The 18968-nt window shown below is 40.4% G+C and carries 17 protein-coding genes; 13 read left to right on the forward strand and 4 right to left on the reverse strand.

What is annotated here, in order from left to right; genetic code table 11:
- Position 1: 1 nt before the first annotated feature.
- The 5 genes from O3652_RS06365 to O3652_RS06385 are packed head-to-tail and all read left to right on the forward strand — an operon-like array spanning position 2 to position 5326.
- Positions 2 to 850, forward strand: a complete 849-nt coding sequence (locus O3652_RS06365; RefSeq protein ID WP_125413034.1) for a DegV family protein — start codon at positions 2 to 4, stop codon at positions 848 to 850.
- A 39-nt stretch (positions 851 to 889) separates the two neighbouring features.
- Positions 890 to 1657, forward strand: a complete 768-nt coding sequence (gene dapB / locus O3652_RS06370) for a 4-hydroxy-tetrahydrodipicolinate reductase (protein ID WP_125413035.1) — start codon at positions 890 to 892, stop codon at positions 1655 to 1657.
- Positions 1654 to 2853 (forward strand): CCA tRNA nucleotidyltransferase, encoded by a 1200-nt coding sequence (locus O3652_RS06375; protein ID WP_125413036.1) that lies wholly within the window; start codon positions 1654 to 1656, stop codon positions 2851 to 2853. Before dapB ends, O3652_RS06375 begins: the two co-directional genes overlap by 4 nt.
- A complete protein-coding gene (locus tag O3652_RS06380; RefSeq protein ID WP_371590177.1) occupies positions 2850 to 4718 on the forward strand; it encodes an ABC-F family ATP-binding cassette domain-containing protein in 1869 nt (622 codons plus the stop codon). The genes O3652_RS06375 and O3652_RS06380 overlap by 4 nt, the downstream gene beginning before the upstream one ends.
- The gene (locus O3652_RS06385) at positions 4715 to 5326 is read left to right on the forward strand and encodes a hypothetical protein (RefSeq protein WP_371590179.1); all 612 of its coding nucleotides are present in this window, start codon (positions 4715 to 4717) and stop codon (positions 5324 to 5326) included. Before O3652_RS06380 ends, O3652_RS06385 begins: the two co-directional genes overlap by 4 nt.
- 53 nt (positions 5327 to 5379) lie before the next feature.
- Here O3652_RS06385 and O3652_RS06390 read toward each other — a convergent pair whose 3' ends face one another.
- Positions 5380 to 6573: a cation diffusion facilitator family transporter gene (locus tag O3652_RS06390; protein WP_371590180.1), complete on the reverse strand. Its 1194-nt coding sequence runs from the start codon at positions 6571 to 6573 to the stop codon at positions 5380 to 5382.
- Between the two features lie 306 nt (positions 6574 to 6879).
- Between O3652_RS06390 and O3652_RS06395 the strand changes: the two genes are divergently transcribed.
- Positions 6880 to 9576, forward strand: a complete 2697-nt coding sequence (locus O3652_RS06395) for a cation-translocating P-type ATPase (protein WP_371590181.1) — start codon at positions 6880 to 6882, stop codon at positions 9574 to 9576.
- On the opposite strand, the gene O3652_RS06400 is transcribed toward O3652_RS06395, so the two are convergent.
- Complete coding sequence (locus O3652_RS06400; RefSeq protein WP_239665721.1) at positions 9505 to 9765, reverse strand: DUF4368 domain-containing protein; 261 nt, start codon at positions 9763 to 9765, stop codon at positions 9505 to 9507. The genes O3652_RS06395 and O3652_RS06400 overlap by 72 nt on opposite strands.
- A gap of 484 nt (positions 9766 to 10249) precedes the next feature.
- On the opposite strand from O3652_RS06400, the gene O3652_RS06405 reads away from it, so the two are divergent.
- From O3652_RS06405 to yaaA, 5 genes are all read left to right on the forward strand, one after another.
- A complete protein-coding gene (locus O3652_RS06405; protein WP_254726079.1) occupies positions 10250 to 12772 on the forward strand; it encodes an AAA family ATPase in 2523 nt (840 codons plus the stop codon).
- A 201-nt stretch (positions 12773 to 12973) separates the two neighbouring features.
- The gene (locus O3652_RS06410; protein ID WP_049489492.1) at positions 12974 to 13384 is read left to right on the forward strand and encodes a peptide deformylase; all 411 of its coding nucleotides are present in this window, start codon (positions 12974 to 12976) and stop codon (positions 13382 to 13384) included.
- 11 nt (positions 13385 to 13395) lie between these two features.
- A complete protein-coding gene (locus tag O3652_RS06415; protein WP_371590182.1) occupies positions 13396 to 14991 on the forward strand; it encodes a hypothetical protein in 1596 nt (531 codons plus the stop codon).
- A gap of 86 nt (positions 14992 to 15077) precedes the next feature.
- A complete protein-coding gene (locus tag O3652_RS06420) occupies positions 15078 to 15209 on the forward strand; it encodes a DUF3953 domain-containing protein (RefSeq protein ID WP_002874755.1) in 132 nt (43 codons plus the stop codon).
- Positions 15210 to 15288: 79 nt separating this feature from the next.
- Complete coding sequence (gene yaaA / locus O3652_RS06425; RefSeq protein ID WP_371590184.1) at positions 15289 to 16017, forward strand: peroxide stress protein YaaA; 729 nt, start codon at positions 15289 to 15291, stop codon at positions 16015 to 16017.
- A 31-nt stretch (positions 16018 to 16048) separates the two neighbouring features.
- Here the strand turns inward: yaaA and O3652_RS06430 are convergent, their stop codons facing one another.
- Positions 16049 to 16597: an NADPH-dependent FMN reductase gene (locus O3652_RS06430; protein ID WP_000039632.1), complete on the reverse strand. Its 549-nt coding sequence runs from the start codon at positions 16595 to 16597 to the stop codon at positions 16049 to 16051.
- A gap of 91 nt (positions 16598 to 16688) precedes the next feature.
- Complete coding sequence (locus O3652_RS06435; RefSeq protein ID WP_371590185.1) at positions 16689 to 17135, reverse strand: MarR family winged helix-turn-helix transcriptional regulator; 447 nt, start codon at positions 17133 to 17135, stop codon at positions 16689 to 16691.
- A 118-nt stretch (positions 17136 to 17253) separates the two neighbouring features.
- Between O3652_RS06435 and O3652_RS06440 the strand changes: the two genes are divergently transcribed.
- Entirely contained in the window at positions 17254 to 17730 is a 477-nt protein-coding gene (locus O3652_RS06440) for a DUF5590 domain-containing protein (protein WP_084937127.1), read from the forward strand.
- 9 nt (positions 17731 to 17739) lie between these two features.
- The gene (locus tag O3652_RS06445; RefSeq protein ID WP_000777446.1) at positions 17740 to 18918 is read left to right on the forward strand and encodes a pyridoxal phosphate-dependent aminotransferase; all 1179 of its coding nucleotides are present in this window, start codon (positions 17740 to 17742) and stop codon (positions 18916 to 18918) included.
- Positions 18919 to 18968 lie beyond the last annotated feature (50 nt).

Below are 18968 nucleotides of genomic sequence, written 5' to 3' on the forward strand. Positions count from 1 at the left end.
CATGAAATTAGCTGTCATTACAGATTCTTCCGCCTATTTAGAGGAGAAGACGCTGCAAAGAGAGAATCTATTTATCCTGGATATTCCTGTCAATATTGATGGGGAGGAGTATGTTGAAGGTGTCAATCTGACTGCTGAGGAATTTTATCAAAAAATGGCTCAGTCTGCAGAATTGCCTAAAACTAGTCAACCAAGTATTGCCAAATTGGATGAGATTCTAAGTTCCTTGAAAGATGAAGGCTATACTCATGTCTTGGGCCTCTTTCTTTCGTCAGGAATTTCAGGCTTTTATCAGAATATCCAATATATGTTAGACGAGTATGAAGGTTTGACCATTGCCTTTCCAGATACCCATATCACAAGTTCCCCTCTAGGATTTATGGTAGAGAGTGCCTTTGATTGGGCAGAACAAGGCGATGATTTTGCGCAGATTCAGGAGAAGTTGGCTATCCAAATTGCTGATAATTCAGCCTTTATCATAGTAGATGACCTCGACCACTTGGTTAAGGGAGGACGTTTGTCAAATGGAGCAGCTATCTTAGGAAATCTCCTCAGTATCAAGCCTATCCTTTACTTTAATGACCAAGGAGTGATTGAAGTTTACGAAAAAGTTCGTACAGAAAAGAAAGCAATCAAACGTTTGGTGGAAATCATCAAGGAGTTGACAAAAGATGGGGACTACCGTATAACAGTCATTCATGGGAACGCTCCTCAAAAGGCAGCGGATTTACGTCAGCTTTTGATGGAGAGTGGTGTGACTGCTGAAATTCCAATTGAAACCTTTGGTAGTGTCATTGGGACCCACCTTGGAGAAGGTAGTATCGCCTTGAGCTATACACCAATCGTCTAAATTGTTCTTACAGGCTTTGTATCTTATATAGGAGTAGAGATGAGTATTCGAGTAATTATTGCCGGTTTTAAGGGAAAGATGGGCCAAGCTGCTTGTCAGATGGTCTTGGCTGATCCAGACTTGGACTTAGTCGCAGTTTTGGATCCGTTTGAGTCTGAGTCAGAGTGGCAGGGAATTCCTGTCTTCAATGATAAGGTTGACTTGGCTGGTTTTGAAGCGGATGTCTGGGTAGATTTTACAACTCCAGCTGTTGCCTACGAAAATACACGCTTTGCTCTTGAAAATGGCTTTGCTCCAGTAGTTGGAACAACAGGATTCACTAGTGAAGAAATTGCAGAACTAAAAGAATTTTCTCGTGAACAAGATTTGGGTGGCTTGATTGCCCCTAACTTTGCCTTGGGCGCTGTCTTGCTCATGCAATTTGCGGCGCAGGCTGCCAAATATTTCCCAAATGTGGAGATTATCGAGCTCCATCATGACAAGAAAAAAGATGCTCCAAGTGGAACAGCTATTAAAACGGCTGAGTTGATGGCGGAAGTGCGTGAGTCGATCCAGCAAGGTGCGCCTGACGAGGAAGAATTGATTGCTGGTGCCCGTGGTGCTGACTTTGATGGCATGCGGATCCACTCAGTCCGTCTACCAGGTTTGGTAGCTCATCAGGAAGTTATCTTTGGCAATCAGGGAGAAGGATTGACCATTCGTCATGACTCCTATGATCGTAGCTCCTTCATGACAGGGGTCAATTTGGGAATCAAAGAAGTTGTCAAGCGTCATGAGCTTGTCTATGGATTAGAACACTTATTATGAGATTAACGCAAATGCCTTCTGAATTTCAGAAGGCTTTACCAGTATTAGAAAAAATTAAAGAAGCAGGCTTTGAGGCCTATTTTGTTGGGGGCTCTGTTCGAGATGCCCTCCTCAATCGTCCTATCCACGATGTGGATATTGCGACTTCTTCCTATCCAGAGGAGACCAAGCAGATTTTTCCGCGAACAGCCGATATCGGAATCGAGCACGGAACTGTCTTGGTTTTAGATGGGGATGAAGAGTATGAGGTAACCACCTTTCGAACTGAAGATGTCTATGTGGACTATCGCAGACCCAGTGCGGTTTCCTTTGTGCGTTCGCTAGAAGAAGACCTCAAACGTCGTGATTTCACAGTTAATGCCTTTGCCTTGGATGAGACAGGTGAAATCATTGACTTGTTTCATGGTTTAGAGGATTTGGAAAACCAAGTCTTGCGAGCAGTTGGAGTGGCTAGTGAGCGTTTCAACGAAGATGCTCTGCGGATTATGCGTGGTTTCCGTTTTCAGGCCAGTCTCGGTTTTAAACTTGAGTCAGAAACTTTTGAGGCGATGAAGACTTTGACGCCACTCTTGGAGAAAATTTCTGTAGAGCGCACCTTCGTTGAGTTTGATAAACTCTTGCTGGCACCTTTTTGGCGAGTTGGTCTGTCTTCCATGATTGAGAGTCGAGCTTATGACTATCTTCCAGACATGGTAGGGAGTCAGGACAAGCTCAACAGACTGTTTGATTTGGAGAATGATTTCACTTTTGAATCTTCTGAACAAGCTTGGGCAGCTCTATTGTGGGCTTTGGAGATTAAAGATACACAGCCATTTTTGAAGGCATGGAAAACCTCACGCCAGTTTGCTAAGCAGGTTCAGGATTTGCTGACTATTTTGACTTTGCGAGAAGAAGGAGAGCTGAGCAAGCGCGATTGTTACCGCTTTGATTTGGATTCCCTTCTACAAGCCGAAAGTCTTCGTCAGGCTCAAGGGAAAGAAGTCAACCCACAAGCCATCAAAGAAACTTACCAGAGTTTGACCATTCATGATAAGAAAGAAATCCAGATTAACGGTGGAATTTTGATTAAGGAATATGGCTATCAACCAGGGCCAGACTTGGGAGAGATTTTAACAGAGATTGAGTATGCCATTGTCGATGGAGAATTGGAAAATGACCGACAAGCCATCCATGCTTACCTGAGGGAGAAAAAATGAGTGATTTTATCGTTGAAAAACTAAGCAAATCCGTTGGTGACAAGACCGTTTTTAAGGATATTTCCTTTATCATCCATGACTTGGATAGAATCGGTCTGATTGGTGTCAATGGAACGGGTAAGACCACCCTTTTGGATGTTCTTTCTGGTGTTTCAGAATTTGATGGTGACGTTAGCCCTTTTTCTGCTAAGAATGACTATAAGATTGGCTACCTGACACAGGATCCTGATTTTGATGATAACAAGACGGTCTTGGATACGGTTCTCTCCAGCGACCTCAAGGAAATCCAGTTGATTCGTGAGTATGAGTTAATCATGCTCAACTACAGTGAGGACAAGCAGGCTCGTTTGGAACGGGTCATGGCAGAGATGGATTCTCTACAAGCCTGGGAAATTGAAAGCCAGGTCAAGACGGTCCTCAGTAAGCTAGGTATTCAGGACTTGTCGACTCCAGTTGGTGAATTGTCAGGCGGTCTCAGAAGACGGGTCCAGTTGGCGCAAGTTCTCCTAGGCAACCACGACCTCTTGTTACTAGACGAGCCGACCAACCATCTGGACATTGCGACCATCGAGTGGCTGACCCTTTTTTTGAAAAATTCCAAGAAGACGGTTCTTTTTATCACCCACGATCGCTATTTTTTAGATGCGCTATCAACGCGGATTTTCGAGTTGGACCGAGCAGGCTTGACCGAGTATCAGGGCAATTACCAGGACTATGTTCGCCTTAAGGCGGAGCAAGATGAGCGTGACGCTGCTCTCCTTCACAAAAAGGAGCAACTCTACAAACAAGAATTGGCTTGGATGCGTAGACAACCGCAAGCGCGTGCGACCAAGCAGCAGGCTCGTATCAATCGTTTCCACGATTTGAAGAAGGAAGTTTCAGATAATCCTACTGAGGCAGACTTGACCATGAACTTTGAAACCAGTCGGATTGGGAAAAAAGTCATCGAGTTTCAGAATGTTTCCTTCGCCTATGAAAACAAGCCGATTTTACAAGATTTTAACCTCTTGGTGCAGGCCAAAGACCGTATTGGTATCGTTGGGGACAACGGTGTGGGAAAATCCACCCTGCTTAATCTGATTGCAGGAAGTCTTGAGCCGACAGCAGGTCAAGTTATCATCGGTGAGACGGTTCGCATTGCCTATTTCTCTCAACAAATTGAAGGTTTAGATGAAAGCAAACGCGTTATCAATTACCTGCAGGAAGTAGCAGAAGAGATAAAGACCAGTGGTGGTTCTACGACTTCCATTGCAGAGTTGCTAGAGCAGTTCCTCTTCCCACGTTCGACGCATGGAACCTTGATTGAGAAATTGTCTGGTGGAGAGAAAAAACGCCTTTATCTCCTCAAACTGCTCTTGGAAAAACCTAATGTTCTTCTCTTGGACGAGCCAACCAATGATCTGGATATTGCGACCTTGACAGTTTTAGAGAATTTCTTGCAAGGTTTTGCAGGCCCTGTCTTGACAGTTAGCCACGACCGTTATTTCCTGGATAAGGTAGCGACCAAGATTCTTGCTTTTGAAGATGGCAAGATTCGTCCTTTCTTTGGTCATTATACTGACTACCTTGATGAAAAAGCCTTTGAAACAGAGATGTCCAATCAAGTCCAAAAGGCCGAAAAAGAGAAAGTGGTCAAAGTTCGTGAAGACAAGAAGCGTATGACCTATCAAGAAAAGCAGGAGTGGGCAAGCATTGAAGGCGATATTGAAGCCTTAGAAAATCGCATCGCTGCTATTGAAGAGGAGATGCTGGCAAATGGCTCCGACTTTGGTAAACTAGCGACTCTTCAAAAAGAGCTAGACGAGAAAAACGAAGCACTCCTTGAAAAATACGAACGCTATGAATATTTAAGTGAGTTGGCATGATGGAAGAAAAAGTCATTAAACGTAGTCCCAAGAAAATCATTTGGAATGCCTTGTTTGGCCTAGCTTCGGTGCTTTTCTTCTTGTTATCTCTCTATTATCTCCATTCGTATTCGCAAAAGGGGACGGGACTTCATACGGTAAGTCTTTTGTTGATGCTGTTTGTACTTTTTTGTGCTGGAGTAGTTATTTATCAGACATACAGACTGTTAAGTTCCGATAAGGAATATTTGAGATGTACTGTTGAGGGGTTTTACTACAAACCAAACCCAAAGAAACCCAGTCATTTCTACGCTTGGGCTGATGTAGAGGAATTTTCCCTCTCTCGGATTCGAGGGAAGTATAGGGATTCCTATCGGATTGAAGTTTATTTTAAAAACAAGGAAAATGTGAAATCCCAATCACTTCTAGCCCTACTGAAGAGAAGGTGTTTCCCTTTTCATCCGTCAGCAGATTTGATTATCCCTATCTTTCTATTAGATGTAGGTCTTCCTGAAAGGGTATACGAGACCATGAAGTACTATGAAAGAGAATGGCGCATCGAACAAAATCGTCAAGCAAGAAAAAAGGCAAAACAAGCTTCGAAAAGCAAATCTTCCAAACCGTCATAGTCTGTCTTTACTTAAAGTAGCATAATCAAAAAGGCCCTATCCATTGGATAGGGTTACTGTCTGTCTTCTTTTTTTGTTTCCTGGTGGAAGATATTTTGCCAAGTCTCATGGCGACGCCAGATACTGGTATGGACGATACCATCCAGCTCATAGCAAATGAGCTTGGTTTTCTGACTAATGGAAGTGATTTGAATATCCTTAATAGTAGCTTTAAGTTCTTTTTCGGCTTGATAAGCGACTTTATCCATCTGCTCTCCATCTTGACGGATATAGAGAAAGTCCTCAGCAAGGAGTTCTTCTAGCTGATTTCCTTGGTCAATCAATTGCTCACGCATGAGCAGTTTTTTGTAGACATTGTCTAAAATCTCGTCCTCAGGTATAGGAGCAGGTTCGATGTGGATATCAGTATCAAAAACACCAAATCGTTCTTCTAGCATAGACTCAACTTGGTCTGCAATTTCGTGACTTTCATAGACTGATAGATCGGGATTCATTTCCAGCGTGATATCAAGGTAGATATTGCTACCGTAGGTCCGCCCTCTTTGGGACTTGACCTTACTAATCTTTGGAATCTCCATGATGGCATTTTTGTAGTCCTCTAGCAGACGGTCATCAAAACCATCTGAAAGACTGAAGGAAGACTCGATAAAGATATCATAGGCTGTCTTTAAGATAAAGAAAGTGATAATGATAGCGACCAATTTATCCACGATAGGATAGTTGAAACTGCTAGCTAGGATAGCAATGGAAGTCCCAAGCGAGGTGACAGCATCGGAAAGATTGTCCTTAGCAGCTGCCTTGAGAGCCTTGGATTTGGATTTCTTACTGAGGCGTGTGTTATAGAGATAAACAGCAAACATGACTGCTGCTGAAATGGCTCCTAGAGTTGCACCCAGAGGATCAATGGGTGTTTGTTCTCGACTGAGGATTTTCTGAATGGTGTCCCGAAGAACATCAAAACCAACATAGAACATGATGATGGAAGTGATCAAGCTAGCCAAATCTTCAATCTTCCAATGACCAAAGCGATGGTCACGGTCTGCAGGTTGGCGGGCCATTCGAATCCCAATCAAGAGAGCAACATTTCCGATAATATCGGATACGTTGTTGAAACCATCCGCCACCAAACTGGAAGAATGCAGGAGGTGACCAGTTGCCAATTTTGCTGCAGACAAGAGGAGGTAGGTCGAAATGCTGATAATGGCTCCACGTTCTGCCAATTTGAGATTTGACATGGATTGGTTCATCGGGCTTCCTTTCTAGTCATTTAGTATTCTACCATTATACTGGTTTTCATAGGAAAATTCAAATTTAGTCTTGTTTCATCGGATTTAAACCCTTGAAAAATGTTCAAATTTTGATATAATAGTACTACTCAAGGGAGTAGCTGGCAGAAACCTGTGATAGTGTCGTCATTCCGAATTGTATACTGAAAAGTATGTTTTCCGGCACTATCTTAAACAGCGAGACTTGTTATGATTAACAGGTCTCTTTTTGTTTGTCATAAAACTAAAAGAGAACTTGTTTTGCACACAATGTCAAGGAGGAGACACATGTCAAAAGAACAAAAACGCCAAGCGTTTTACACTCAAAGTCCTGAAGAGGTCTTGAAGTCAGTTGAAGCAACTGAACAGGGTCTTTCGTCAAGCGAAGCGCAGAAACGTCTAGCTGCATATGGACGCAATGAACTGGAAGAGGGTGAGAAAAAATCACTCCTAGTCAAGTTTATCGAGCAATTTAAGGATTTGATGATTATCATCCTAGTTGCTGCGGCTATCTTGTCAGTCGTAACTTCTGGTGGGGAAGATATCGCAGATGCCATCATTATCCTAGCCGTGGTTATCATCAACGCTGCCTTCGGTGTTTACCAAGAAGGAAAAGCAGAAGAAGCCATCGAAGCCCTCAAGTCTATGTCTAGTCCAGCTGCTCGCGTTATTCGTGATGGGCATATGGCTGAGATTGATTCAAAAGAATTGGTACCAGGTGATATCGTTGCTCTTGAAGCAGGTGACGTGGTGCCAGCAGACCTACGATTGCTAGAAGCTAATTCTCTTAAAATCGAAGAAGCAGCTTTGACAGGTGAGTCTGTTCCAGTTGAAAAAGACTTGACCGTCGAGCTCGCTACAGATGCTGGTATTGGTGACCGTGTCAATATGGCCTTCCAAAACTCAAATGTGACTTATGGTCGTGGTCTTGGTGTTGTTGTCAATACAGGTATGTACACTGAAGTGGGTCATATCGCTGGTATGCTCCAAGATGCTGACGAGACAGACACGCCACTCAAACAAAACTTGAACAACCTTTCTAAGGTTTTGACCTATGCAATTTTGGTTATTGCCCTTGTTACTTTTGTAGTTGGAGTCTTCATTCAAGGTAAAAATCCACTTGGTGAGTTGATGACCTCTGTTGCACTTGCTGTTGCAGCCATCCCAGAAGGACTTCCTGCTATCGTGACCATCGTTCTTGCCCTTGGTACTCAAGTTTTGGCAAAACGAAACTCTATCGTTCGTAAGTTGCCAGCGGTAGAAACACTTGGTTCAACAGAAATCATTGCTTCTGATAAGACTGGTACGCTTACCATGAATAAGATGACGGTTGAAAAAGTCTTCTACGATGCAGTTCTACATGACTCAGCTGATGAGATTGAACTTGGCTTGGACATGCCCCTACTTCGTTCGGTTGTCTTAGCCAATGATACCAAGATTGATGCTGAAGGTAACCTGATCGGGGATCCAACGGAAACAGCCTTCATCCAGTATGCCTTGGACAAAGGCTATGATGTTAAAGGGTTCTTAGAGAAATATCCGCGTGTTGCTGAGTTGCCATTTGACTCAGATCGTAAACTCATGTCAACGGTTCATCCATTGCCAGATGGCAAATTCCTCGTGGCAGTCAAGGGGGCTCCAGATCAACTTTTGAAACGCTGTGTTGCTCGTGATAAAGCTGGAGATGTTGCTCCGATTGATGAGAAAGTCACTGAATTAATCCATACAAACAACTCGGAAATGGCTCACCAAGCCTTGCGTGTCCTTGCAGGTGCTTATAAGATTATCGATAGTATTCCAGAAAATCTTACTTCTGAAGAGCTTGAAAACAACTTGATCTTCACTGGTTTGATCGGAATGATTGACCCTGAACGTCCTGAAGCCGCAGAAGCTGTTCGTGTGGCTAAGGAAGCTGGAATCCGTCCAATCATGATTACAGGTGACCACCAAGACACAGCAGAAGCTATTGCCAAACGTTTGGGAATCATTGATGCAAATGATACAGAAGGTCACGTTTTAACTGGTGCTGAACTCAACGAACTGTCTGATGAAGACTTTGAAAAAGTAGTTGGTCAATACTCTGTTTATGCCCGTGTGTCTCCAGAGCACAAGGTTCGTATCGTGAAAGCTTGGCAAAAACAAGGTAAAGTCGTTGCCATGACAGGTGACGGTGTCAATGACGCGCCAGCTCTGAAAACAGCCGATATCGGTATTGGTATGGGAATCACTGGTACAGAGGTTTCTAAGGGAGCTTCTGACATGATTCTTGCAGATGATAACTTTGCGACCATCATCGTTGCAGTTGAAGAAGGACGTAAGGTCTTCTCAAACATTCAAAAGACTATTCAGTACCTACTTTCTGCCAATACTGCTGAAGTTTTAACCATCTTCCTATCAACCCTCTTTGGTTGGGACGTCTTGCAACCAGTTCATCTCTTGTGGATCAACTTGGTAACAGATACCTTCCCAGCTATCGCTCTAGGTGTTGAGCCTGCTGAGCCTGGTGTCATGAACCATAAACCACGTGGACGCAAGGCAAGCTTCTTCTCAGGTGGTGTTTTGAGTTCTATCATTTATCAAGGTGTACTCCAAGCAGCTATTGTTATGAGTGTTTATGGCCTTGCGATTGCTTACCCAGTTCACGTGGGTGACAATCATGCCATTCACGCGGATGCCCTCACCATGGCCTTTGCAACACTTGGTTTGATCCAGCTCTTCCATGCTTACAACGTCAAGTCTGTTTACCAATCCATCTTGACAGTCGGACCATTCAAGTCTAAGACCTTCAACTGGTCTATCTTGGTATCCTTCATCCTCTTGATGGCAACAATCGTTGTAGAACCGCTTGAAGGTATCTTCCACGTAACCAAACTAGACTTGTCACAATGGGCTATTGTTCTAGCTGGAAGCTTCTCAATGATACTTATCGTCGAAATCGTCAAGTTTGTTCAACGTAAACTTGGTCTTGATAAGAATGCGATTTAAAAAGAAAGTCATCTTCGGATGGCTTTTTTTGTTGTTTAGTTTCTTGATGGAACTGTAGTAAATATCAATTTGAATAATTCGGTTGCGTTTCGTACCAGATTGTTTATGCATTATAATCTTGTCAATCATCTTAATTACCATTTCAACGATTAATTCTGGAACTTGTGTATACTTCGAAATTATCGCCATAAACTTGTGGATGTTCAAATTATCTTCTTGTTGTTCGGCAAGTTTTTCAGTTAAATCAAAAATGAAGGTTTGAAGCTGTTTTATTCTTCTCCGTAAGTCTGGCTTGGTTTTATAAAAAGTGCGTCAGTTTAGACCTTCTAATTAATCAAAAATGCCAATCAAAATGTGATAAAATTACACACAGAGTCATGTGAAAAATAGTTTTTAAAAAGTGATTTTTTGGTATTTTTGGAGTTTTTTTGTCAACACGACTCGAAAATCGACGATATCTATTTTGCCCTAAGCCCATACAATAATCTTAGTTAAGACGGGAGACGGTATATTGAAAAACAGTTTTGACAACATTATTTGATGAAATTGACCTTAAAGTTTCGTTGACAGGTTTTAAAGGGCTATACTTACATTGAATTATTGCTAATAATATGTTATAATATAGGTGGTAGCTTTAAGTTATTTCTAAATAAAAAGAGGAGTATGAGTACATATGAAAAACAACGCTATTGATTACTTAATAGATCTAGCTGAAAAAGGTGATTGTAATGCTTGGTTATCCTATATTATAAAATTCTTTATTGAAAACAAAGGAATTATTGATGATAATGTAAAGAATGATTTAGCGGATTATTTACTTCAAAGAAAAAAAATACCAAATATTGTATCTCCATCTAATAATTTTAGTACAAAAAACGAAAAAATAATTTTAACAAAATTAGAACATCTCTCAGGTGTAAATGCTCTTTCGGAAGAACAAAGCATTACTTTCTCTCCAGCAATGAACATCATTTATGGCCTTAACGGTACTGGAAAGAGTAGTTACTTTAGAATACTAAATAATATGACGGGACAAATGAATTCTAAAAATATTTTGCAGAATATTTTTAGTGACTCTCCAAAGAATATTGATGTGAATATTGAATATAGTATAGATGATACCCAAAAATCAAGCGCTTGGTCAAATACTTCGACTATTTCAGATTTACGTTCAATTAGAGTTTTTGATACAGAATATACTAATAAATATTTACAGAAAAGAAACGCAGACGAACTACTAATTAAACCCTATGCACTTTCATATTTTTCTGAGATAAGTGAGTTAATAGTTAAAATAAAAGAATTATCAGAAGAAAAGATCAAATCGGATGAAGAGGCATTGCCAGATATTAATCTTGATAAGGTTACAGAGAACTTCAGAGAATTTTTAAAAAAAGATAGATTTGAAGAAGTAGATATTAAGAAAATAAAAAGTTTTGAAAGTTTTTCTTCAGAAGAGAGAAGTCAACTCGAAAATGTTAAAAAATCTATAGAAAATCTTCAAAAAGCAAATTCAGCTGATGCTATTAAGATTAATAAAATAAAACTTGATAAACTCCAAAAAATAAAGTCAGAATTTAAGAGCTTAATGATACTCCTTGAGAAAGAGAAAAAAAGTGTAGATAATCTAGTTGTAAGAAGGGAGAAGCTAAGACAGGAACACTCAACTGCTAGACAACAGTATGAACTTTTTAGCGAGATACCTGGTACTGATAGTGATATTTGGATTAATTTTATTAAATCAGGAATAATCTACTGCGAAGAATTTGAACTGGAAGATACATGTCCGTATTGTCATCGCTCTTATGATAAAAAATCGTTAGAAATAACGAAAGCATACTCAAAATTTATAAAAGATACCACCCAAACTCAATTAGATGAAAATACAGCAAGTATAAAGGAAAAAATTATAGAACTACAAACTATTTCTGTGGTGGATATACAGAGTGAAGAAATTCAACTTTCCCTTGATCAAAAGTCTGAACTTATAACTTTAAATGAGCAGATAATTAAAAATAAGGAATCACTCTTAAGTAAATTGAGAGAGCAGGAACCTATAGAAGCACCTAAAATACAAGAAGAGTTATTAAATAATCTATCCAAAGAAATAGATGATACTAATCAATTGCATATTGAATTAAATTCAGAACAGTCTCGGAGAATAGAATCTTTAAAGAAATACAATCACCAATTAATGATTCTTGAAGAAAAAGAATCGCTGAACTCTCAATTCACTAAACTTAGTAAGTTTGCTGATATAACAAATAGATTATTTCAAGAAAGAAAATTAATATCTGAGATAAATACTTCAAAATTAAGTAATTTAAGTAAAAAAGCGCATGCCGACCTACTTACAGGTGATTTGCTGAAATCTTTTGAGCACAATTTGAAATCACTTGGTTTAAATAATCTGTCTATTAAATTACAAGGTTCTAATAGTAGAGGAAAACAACAAACAGAGTTAATTTTAAATAATAATAAAAATATTGAAGACATCTTGAGTGAGGGTGAGCAAAAAGCCACTGCTCTAGCTTTATTTATTTCTGAAATCACTCTTTCAAAAAATCGAAGTACGATTATTTTTGATGACCCTGTCAATAGTTTAGATCATAGGATTATGAATAAATTTTCCGAACTATTACTGTCATTAGAAAATCAAATTATTATATTTACCCATAATAAAATGTTTCTCGACAGTTTCATGACAAGTAAACTCGGTCATATGTGTAAAAATATAAACGGAGGATGTAATAAAGATAAAGGTAAGCATGTTTATCTTTATGAAACTGTGAGTGAAGGCAAAGTTCGAAAAGGTATCATAAAATTAAAACAAACTGAAAACTTAAATACTTATATCTCTGATATTAAACACTCATTAACAGAAAGTCCATTGTCAGATAATAGCAAACAACTTATTTGCGGTAAACTAAGAAGAGCAGTTGAATTTGCCATTGATGAAATAATTTTGAATAATCAAGTCCCCACTAAATATAGTAATAAAAAAAGCCGAATCAACTGGGATGAATTAAAGAAAATTGAAAACAATTCGGAGATTATTGACATATTACATGCTATTCATGGGCGTTGCTCTGGTGGAGCCTTACATAATGGAACCGAGAATGAAGAGAACCCAATTGATAAAGATGAATTAATAACGATGTTACAAGATATCGAGGACATAAAGAATAGTCATTGATAAATTAGTATACTTTATAAGTGTTTAAAAGGATATATAAAATAGAAAGAGGAGAGTACAATCATTTACTATCCTCTTTATTTTATTAACTACTATATATTAGACCACTCTTCGGATGGCTTTTTTTGCATTTGAGGAGAATAGTTAGGAGTTATCCGCTTTTGTGCTATAATAAAGTAAAATAGCAAGGAGTGAAAGAGAATGGAAAAGAAAATTGTCCGAGATGTCTTATTCTTGTCGCAGGTCTCGAAAGCTGCAAGTCAGGAAGACCTTTATCTGGCTAAGGATTTGAAGGATACCCTGCTGGCTAATCGCGAGACCTGTGTCGGTCTGGCAGCCAATATGATTGGTGTGCAGAAGCGTGTCATTATCTTTAATCTTGGCTTGGTTCCCATAGTCATGTTTAATCCCGTTCTCCTTTCCTATAAAGGACCTTACGAGACAGAGGAAGGTTGTTTGTCTTTGACTGGGGTGCGACCAACAACTCGTTATGAAACGATTACGGTTTCCTATCGTGATAGTAAGTGGCAGGAACAGACCATTATGTTAACAGGTTTTCCGGCTCAGATCTGCCAACATGAACTGGATCATTTGGAAGGACGGATTATTTAGGAGGAACGCAGATGAAACGCATACTTTTTGAACTTGTTTTTATCGCAACGACTTGGTATATATTTTTACCACCCTTCAATCTGACTAGTTGGGAATTCATCTTCTTTCTCTGTGGGCATCTGGTGGTGATGGGGATTTTGTTTAGTTTCCGCAAGGATACCAATCTCCTCAAAACTGTTCATGTACGTCATGGCAAGGTTGCCAAAGATCTCAATCTAGAAGGATTTCATTTTAATAAATTAGGTGGAGGATTGTTGCTGGCTGCAGGACTCATTTTTGCCCTTGCTGGTCTTGTAAGCCTAGTAACCTCTAGCTTTTTCCAAGCAAAAAATTATGCTAATGTGGTGTCTATCACAGAAAAAGACTTTAAAGATTTTCCTAAGAGTGATACCAGTAAGGTTCCAATTCTAGATCGGAGCACTGCAGAGAAGATTGGAGACCGTTATCTAGGCTCTCTGACGGATAAGGTCTCCCAGTACGTAGCAGCAGATACTTATACCCAGCTGACGGTTGATGGCAAACCTTATCGAGTGACTCCTTTGGAGTATGCCGACCCGATCAAATGGTTTAATAATCAGTCCAAGGGAATTGGTGAGTATATCAAGGTTGATATGGTGACAGGAAATGCAGAATTGGTGGATTTAAAAACGCCAATGAAGTATTCAGACTCTGAGTATTTTAACCGAGACGTCAAACGTCATCTTCGGATCAAGTACCCAACCAAGATTTTTAAAAAGCCATCCTTTGAGGTGGATGATGAAGGCAATCCCTTCTATGTAGCAACCGTTTATCAAAAACAGTTTGGTCTAGGAGTTCCTCGTCCTTCATCTGTTATTATCTTAGACGCCACCAATGGAGAAACCAAGGAATACAGCTTGGATGAGGTGCCAGAGTGGGTGGATCGTGTCTATCCAGCAGAAGAAACAATCGAGCAAATCAACTACAACGGCAAGTATAAAGACGGCTTTTGGAATGCCTTGATTTCTAAGAAAAATGTTACCCAAACGACTGAGGGCTATAACTATCTCTCTATCGGAAATGACATTTATCTCTACACAGGGGTGACTTCAGCCAATGCTGACGAAAGTAATCTAGGATTTATCCTTGAAAATATGCGCACTGGTGAAATCACCAAGTACAACCTAGCTTCAGCAACCGAAGAATCAGCCCGTGCTTCTGCAGAAGGAGCCGTTCAGGAGAAGGCCTATAAGGCGACCTTCCCTATCCTTGTCAATCTCAATGACAAACCGCTCTACATCATGGGATTGAAGGACAATGCAGGTTTGGTCAAGGAGTATGCTTTGGTTGATGCAGTAGAGTACCAAAACGTCATCGTAGCAGCTACAGTAGATGAACTCCTCAGCAAATATGCCAATAAAAACGACCTCGAGCTGGATAATGAAACGGTAGAAAACATCAAGGGAGTGGTTTCAGACCTTAAATCAGCTGTCATCAAGGGGGATACCGTCTATTTCTTTAAAGTTGAAGGCAAGATTTATAAGGTCAAGGCTTCCGTATCAGATGACCTTCCTTACCTCGAAAATGGGCAATCCTTCGAAGGTCGAGTTGGAAAGAATAACTATCTCAAGACCTTTAAAGTACAATAATACTCTTCGAAAATCAAATTCAAACTACGTCAGCGTCGCCTTGCCGTACTCAAGTACAGCCTGCGGCTAGCTTCCTAGTTTGCTCTTTGATTTTCATTGAGTATAAAAATAGGTTTTCTCAGTTCAAGGAGAAAAAAGATAAATTCTTATCTATCTTAACAAGCTTAGCTGGCACAGCCCTTGTTCTCGTGGCTATCTGGTTAGGATGGCCAAAATAAACAGAGAAACCTCGGTGTGAACCGAGGTTTTTAAGATGAAATTCTTGGTCGTGATTGAAAAATATGCTACACTAACAATATGAAAATTTTAATCCCAACAGCAAAAGAAATGAACACAAACCATCCTTGTATCGAAGCGCTCCCCTTGAGGGAAGAAAGTCAGGCAGTCCTTGACTCACTGGCGCATTACTCAGCTAGTGAATTAGAGACTTTTTATAAGGTATCTGCCGAGAAAGCAGAAGAAGAGTACGGCCATATTCAAGCTTTAAAAGATCACAGGGCTAAACATTATCCAGCCTTGAAACTTTTCGATGGTCTCATGTATCGTCACATCAAACGAGATGGGTTAACTGAGGTTGAACAAACCTATCTTGAAAATCATGTCCTAATTACCTCGGCTTTATACGGTGTTGTCCCCGCCTTGTCGCCCATGGCTCCTCACCGTTTGGACTTTCTGATGAAGTTAAAAGTAGCTGGTAAAACTTTAAAGAGTCATTGGAAGTCAGCCTACGATGAGGCCCTACAGGATGAGAACTTGATATTCTCACTCCTATCATCAGAGTTTGAAACCGCATTTTCTAAGGAAATCAGAGAAAAGATGGTGACCTTCAAATTTATGGAGGACAAGGCAGGTCAGCTGAAGATCCACTCAACTATTTCAAAAAAAGCCCGTGGTGCCTTTTTAACCGCCTTGATAGAGGGGCAAGTCCATACAGTCGAACAAGCTCGCAAGCTCAGTTTTGCAGGTTTTGACTACCGACCTGATTTATCAAGTGATTTAGAACTCGTCTTTGTGAAACAAGCATAAAACCAGCTCATTCGAGCTGGTTTTTACTGTATTAGTTGATGGCTGCAAGAAGGTCGTCCGCTTGTTTTGCAAGTGATGAAGCAGTTGCTTCTTCTAACACCAATTTTCCATCTGCCCAAGCAGAGTCATTGACACGAGCGGCTGTAAAGTCACCAACGACTTGTGTACGGATAAATGGCAAGAGGTCTTTATAAATAGCAAAGAGTTGATCGTGACCGGCATTGGCTACAGATGAGACAGTAACAAACTTGTCTTGGAGAGCAGAAGCGCCACGTGTATCAGACAAGTCAAGGGCACGAGAGAGCCAGTCAAGCAAGTTTTTCACGGTTCCAGGGATAGAGAAGTTGTAGACTGGAGAGAAGATCCAGATAGCATCCGCAGCAAGGACTGCTTCACGAGCAGCAGCTACAGCTGGATGAGTTGGAACTTCCAAATCTTGGCTGAAGAGAGGAACAGCTGAATAATCAAGATAGCTAACTTCCGCTTTTCCAGCAAGTGCTTTTTCAGCTTCGAGGGCCATTTGGTGGTTGAAAGAACCTTGGCGTAGTGAACCGACGATAAATAATACTTTTTTAGACATGATGTGTCTCCTTTAGTTTAAAATTCAAAGAGCGAACTCTTTTGTTACCATTCATGTTACAACAAATGATACTAATTAGCAATAATTTTGCTCACAAATTTTTAAATTTTTTTAAAATCTGGATTAAATCTTCCTTTTCGCCATCTTCCAAGATGCTGAGTGCTTCTACGATAGAATCAATATGGTCAGGAAGAACCTCCTCGATTTTTTTGCGTCCTGCAGGTGTTAATTTCAGGAAAAAGGAGCGACGATCCTTGGGGTCGCAAGTTCTAGAAATCCATCCATCTCGAACCATATTTCGAATGACAACAGTCATGTTTCCAGAAGTGGCTAGCATTTTTTCAATCAAATCCTGAATGCGTAGTTCTCCCTTGCTATAGAGGGTTTCCAAAACTGAAAATTGGGTGGGTGTTAGCCCGTGTTCTTTAGCAGCCTTGGCTTCATATGGTTTAAAGGTTCGTATGGCTTTGTTGAGGATGATAGCTGTTTTTAAGTCTAATTGATTATCGGAAATTTTCTCTTTCAAATATTGTTTCATAAGGCTATTTTATCAATAATGAGAGAGAAAAACAAGAACTTACATTTTATAGGAAAAGAATCTTAGAATGTTCCTGTCTTCACTTGTAATAAAGAAGGAGAGATGGTAAAATAGACGAGTGAAACTAAGACAGAAAAAAGCAAAAAACAAGCTACTTTTACAGTATGGAATCGGCATTGCTCTGGTAGTACTAGTCATGACCACTTCCTTCCTTTATCTGATATCACTCAGCATGAAACCCTATCAAGATGCTAGAGTTGAGGGAGAAAAACTAGCCAAGCAGTATGCAGAATTGGAAGAGGCAGATCAGGTTGATTTTTATAATGGATTAGAAGGTTATTACAGCGTTTTAGGACATAATAAAAAGCAAGAGGCCATTGCCGTACTGATTGAAAAGAATGACCACAAGATTTATGTTTATCAGCTTGATAAAGGGATTTCTCAAGACAAGGCAGCGACGATTTCGAGGGAAAAAGGAGCTAGCGACATTGACAAGATTACCTTTGGTCGTTATCAGGACAAGCCGATTTGGGAAGTTAAGTCAGGAAACCAGTACTATCTGGTCGACTTTGAAACAGGAGCAGTGATCCAATAAGGAGGGCATATGAAACTATCCAAACGTGTACTAGAAATGGAAGAAAGCGTCACTCTAGCTAGTGATGCAAGAGCCAAAGCATTAAAAGCTCAGGGAAAGGATGTTCTTTTCTTAACCTTGGGACAGCCTGATTTTCATACTCCTGAAAACATTCAGGATGCAGCGGTAGAAGCGATTCGAGATGGACGTGCTTCCTTCTATACAGTTGCTTCAGGCCTACCAGAGTTAAAAGCGGCGGTTAATACCTATTTTGAACGCTACTATGGGTATTCCGTAGCGGCTAACGAGGTTACCTTTGCCACTGGTGCCAAGTTCTCTCTCTACACCTTCTTTATGGCTGTGGTCAATCCAGGTGATGAGGTCATCATTCCTACACCATACTGGGTCAGCTATGGAGACCAGGTCAAGATGGCAGAAGGTGTGCCAGTCTTTGTCCAGGCCAAGGAAGACAATCACTTTAAAGTAACAGTAGAGCAGCTAGAAGCAGCCCGAACAGATAAGACCAAGGTCTTGGTTCTCAATTCGCCATCGAATCCGACCGGTATGATTTACTCTCGCGAGGAACTTTTGGCTATCGGAAATTGGGCTGTTGCGCATGATGTCCTTATCCTAGCAGATGATATTTACGGTCGTCTGGTTTATAACGGAAACGAATTTGTTCCAATTTCTAGTTTGTCAGAAGCCATTCGCAAGCAAACCATTGTGATTAACGGTGTATCTAAGGCCTATGCCATGACTGGTTGGCGGGTAGGTTATGCTGTGGGAAATCCTGAAATTATCGCTGCTATGAGCAAATTGACAGGACAAACGACTTCAAATCTGACAGCAGTATCTCAATATGCTACCATTGAAGCCCTAACTGGACCGCAAGACTCTGTTGAAACCATGCGCCAAGCCTTTGAAGAACGTTTGAATACCATTTATCCACTCTTGTGCCAAGTCCCAGGTTTTGAAGTTGTCAAGCCCCAAGGTGCCTTCTATCTCTTCCCAAATGTTAAAAAAGCGATGGAAATGAAGGGTTATACCGATGTGACAGAGTTTACAACAGCTATTCTCGAAGAAGTCGGACTGGCCTTGATTACAGGAGCTGGATTTGGAGCACCAGAAAATGTTCGTCTCAGCTATGCCACAGACTTGGACACATTAAAAGAAGCTATTCGTCGTTTGCACCAGTTTATGGAAAAATAAAACTTAGAATCTTCGCCTTTTTAGCGAAGATTTTTTGTAACGAAAATCTC

The sequence above is a fragment of the Streptococcus sp. 27098_8_23 genome, from assembly GCF_041432195.1.
GTDB lineage: Bacteria > Bacillota > Bacilli > Lactobacillales > Streptococcaceae > Streptococcus.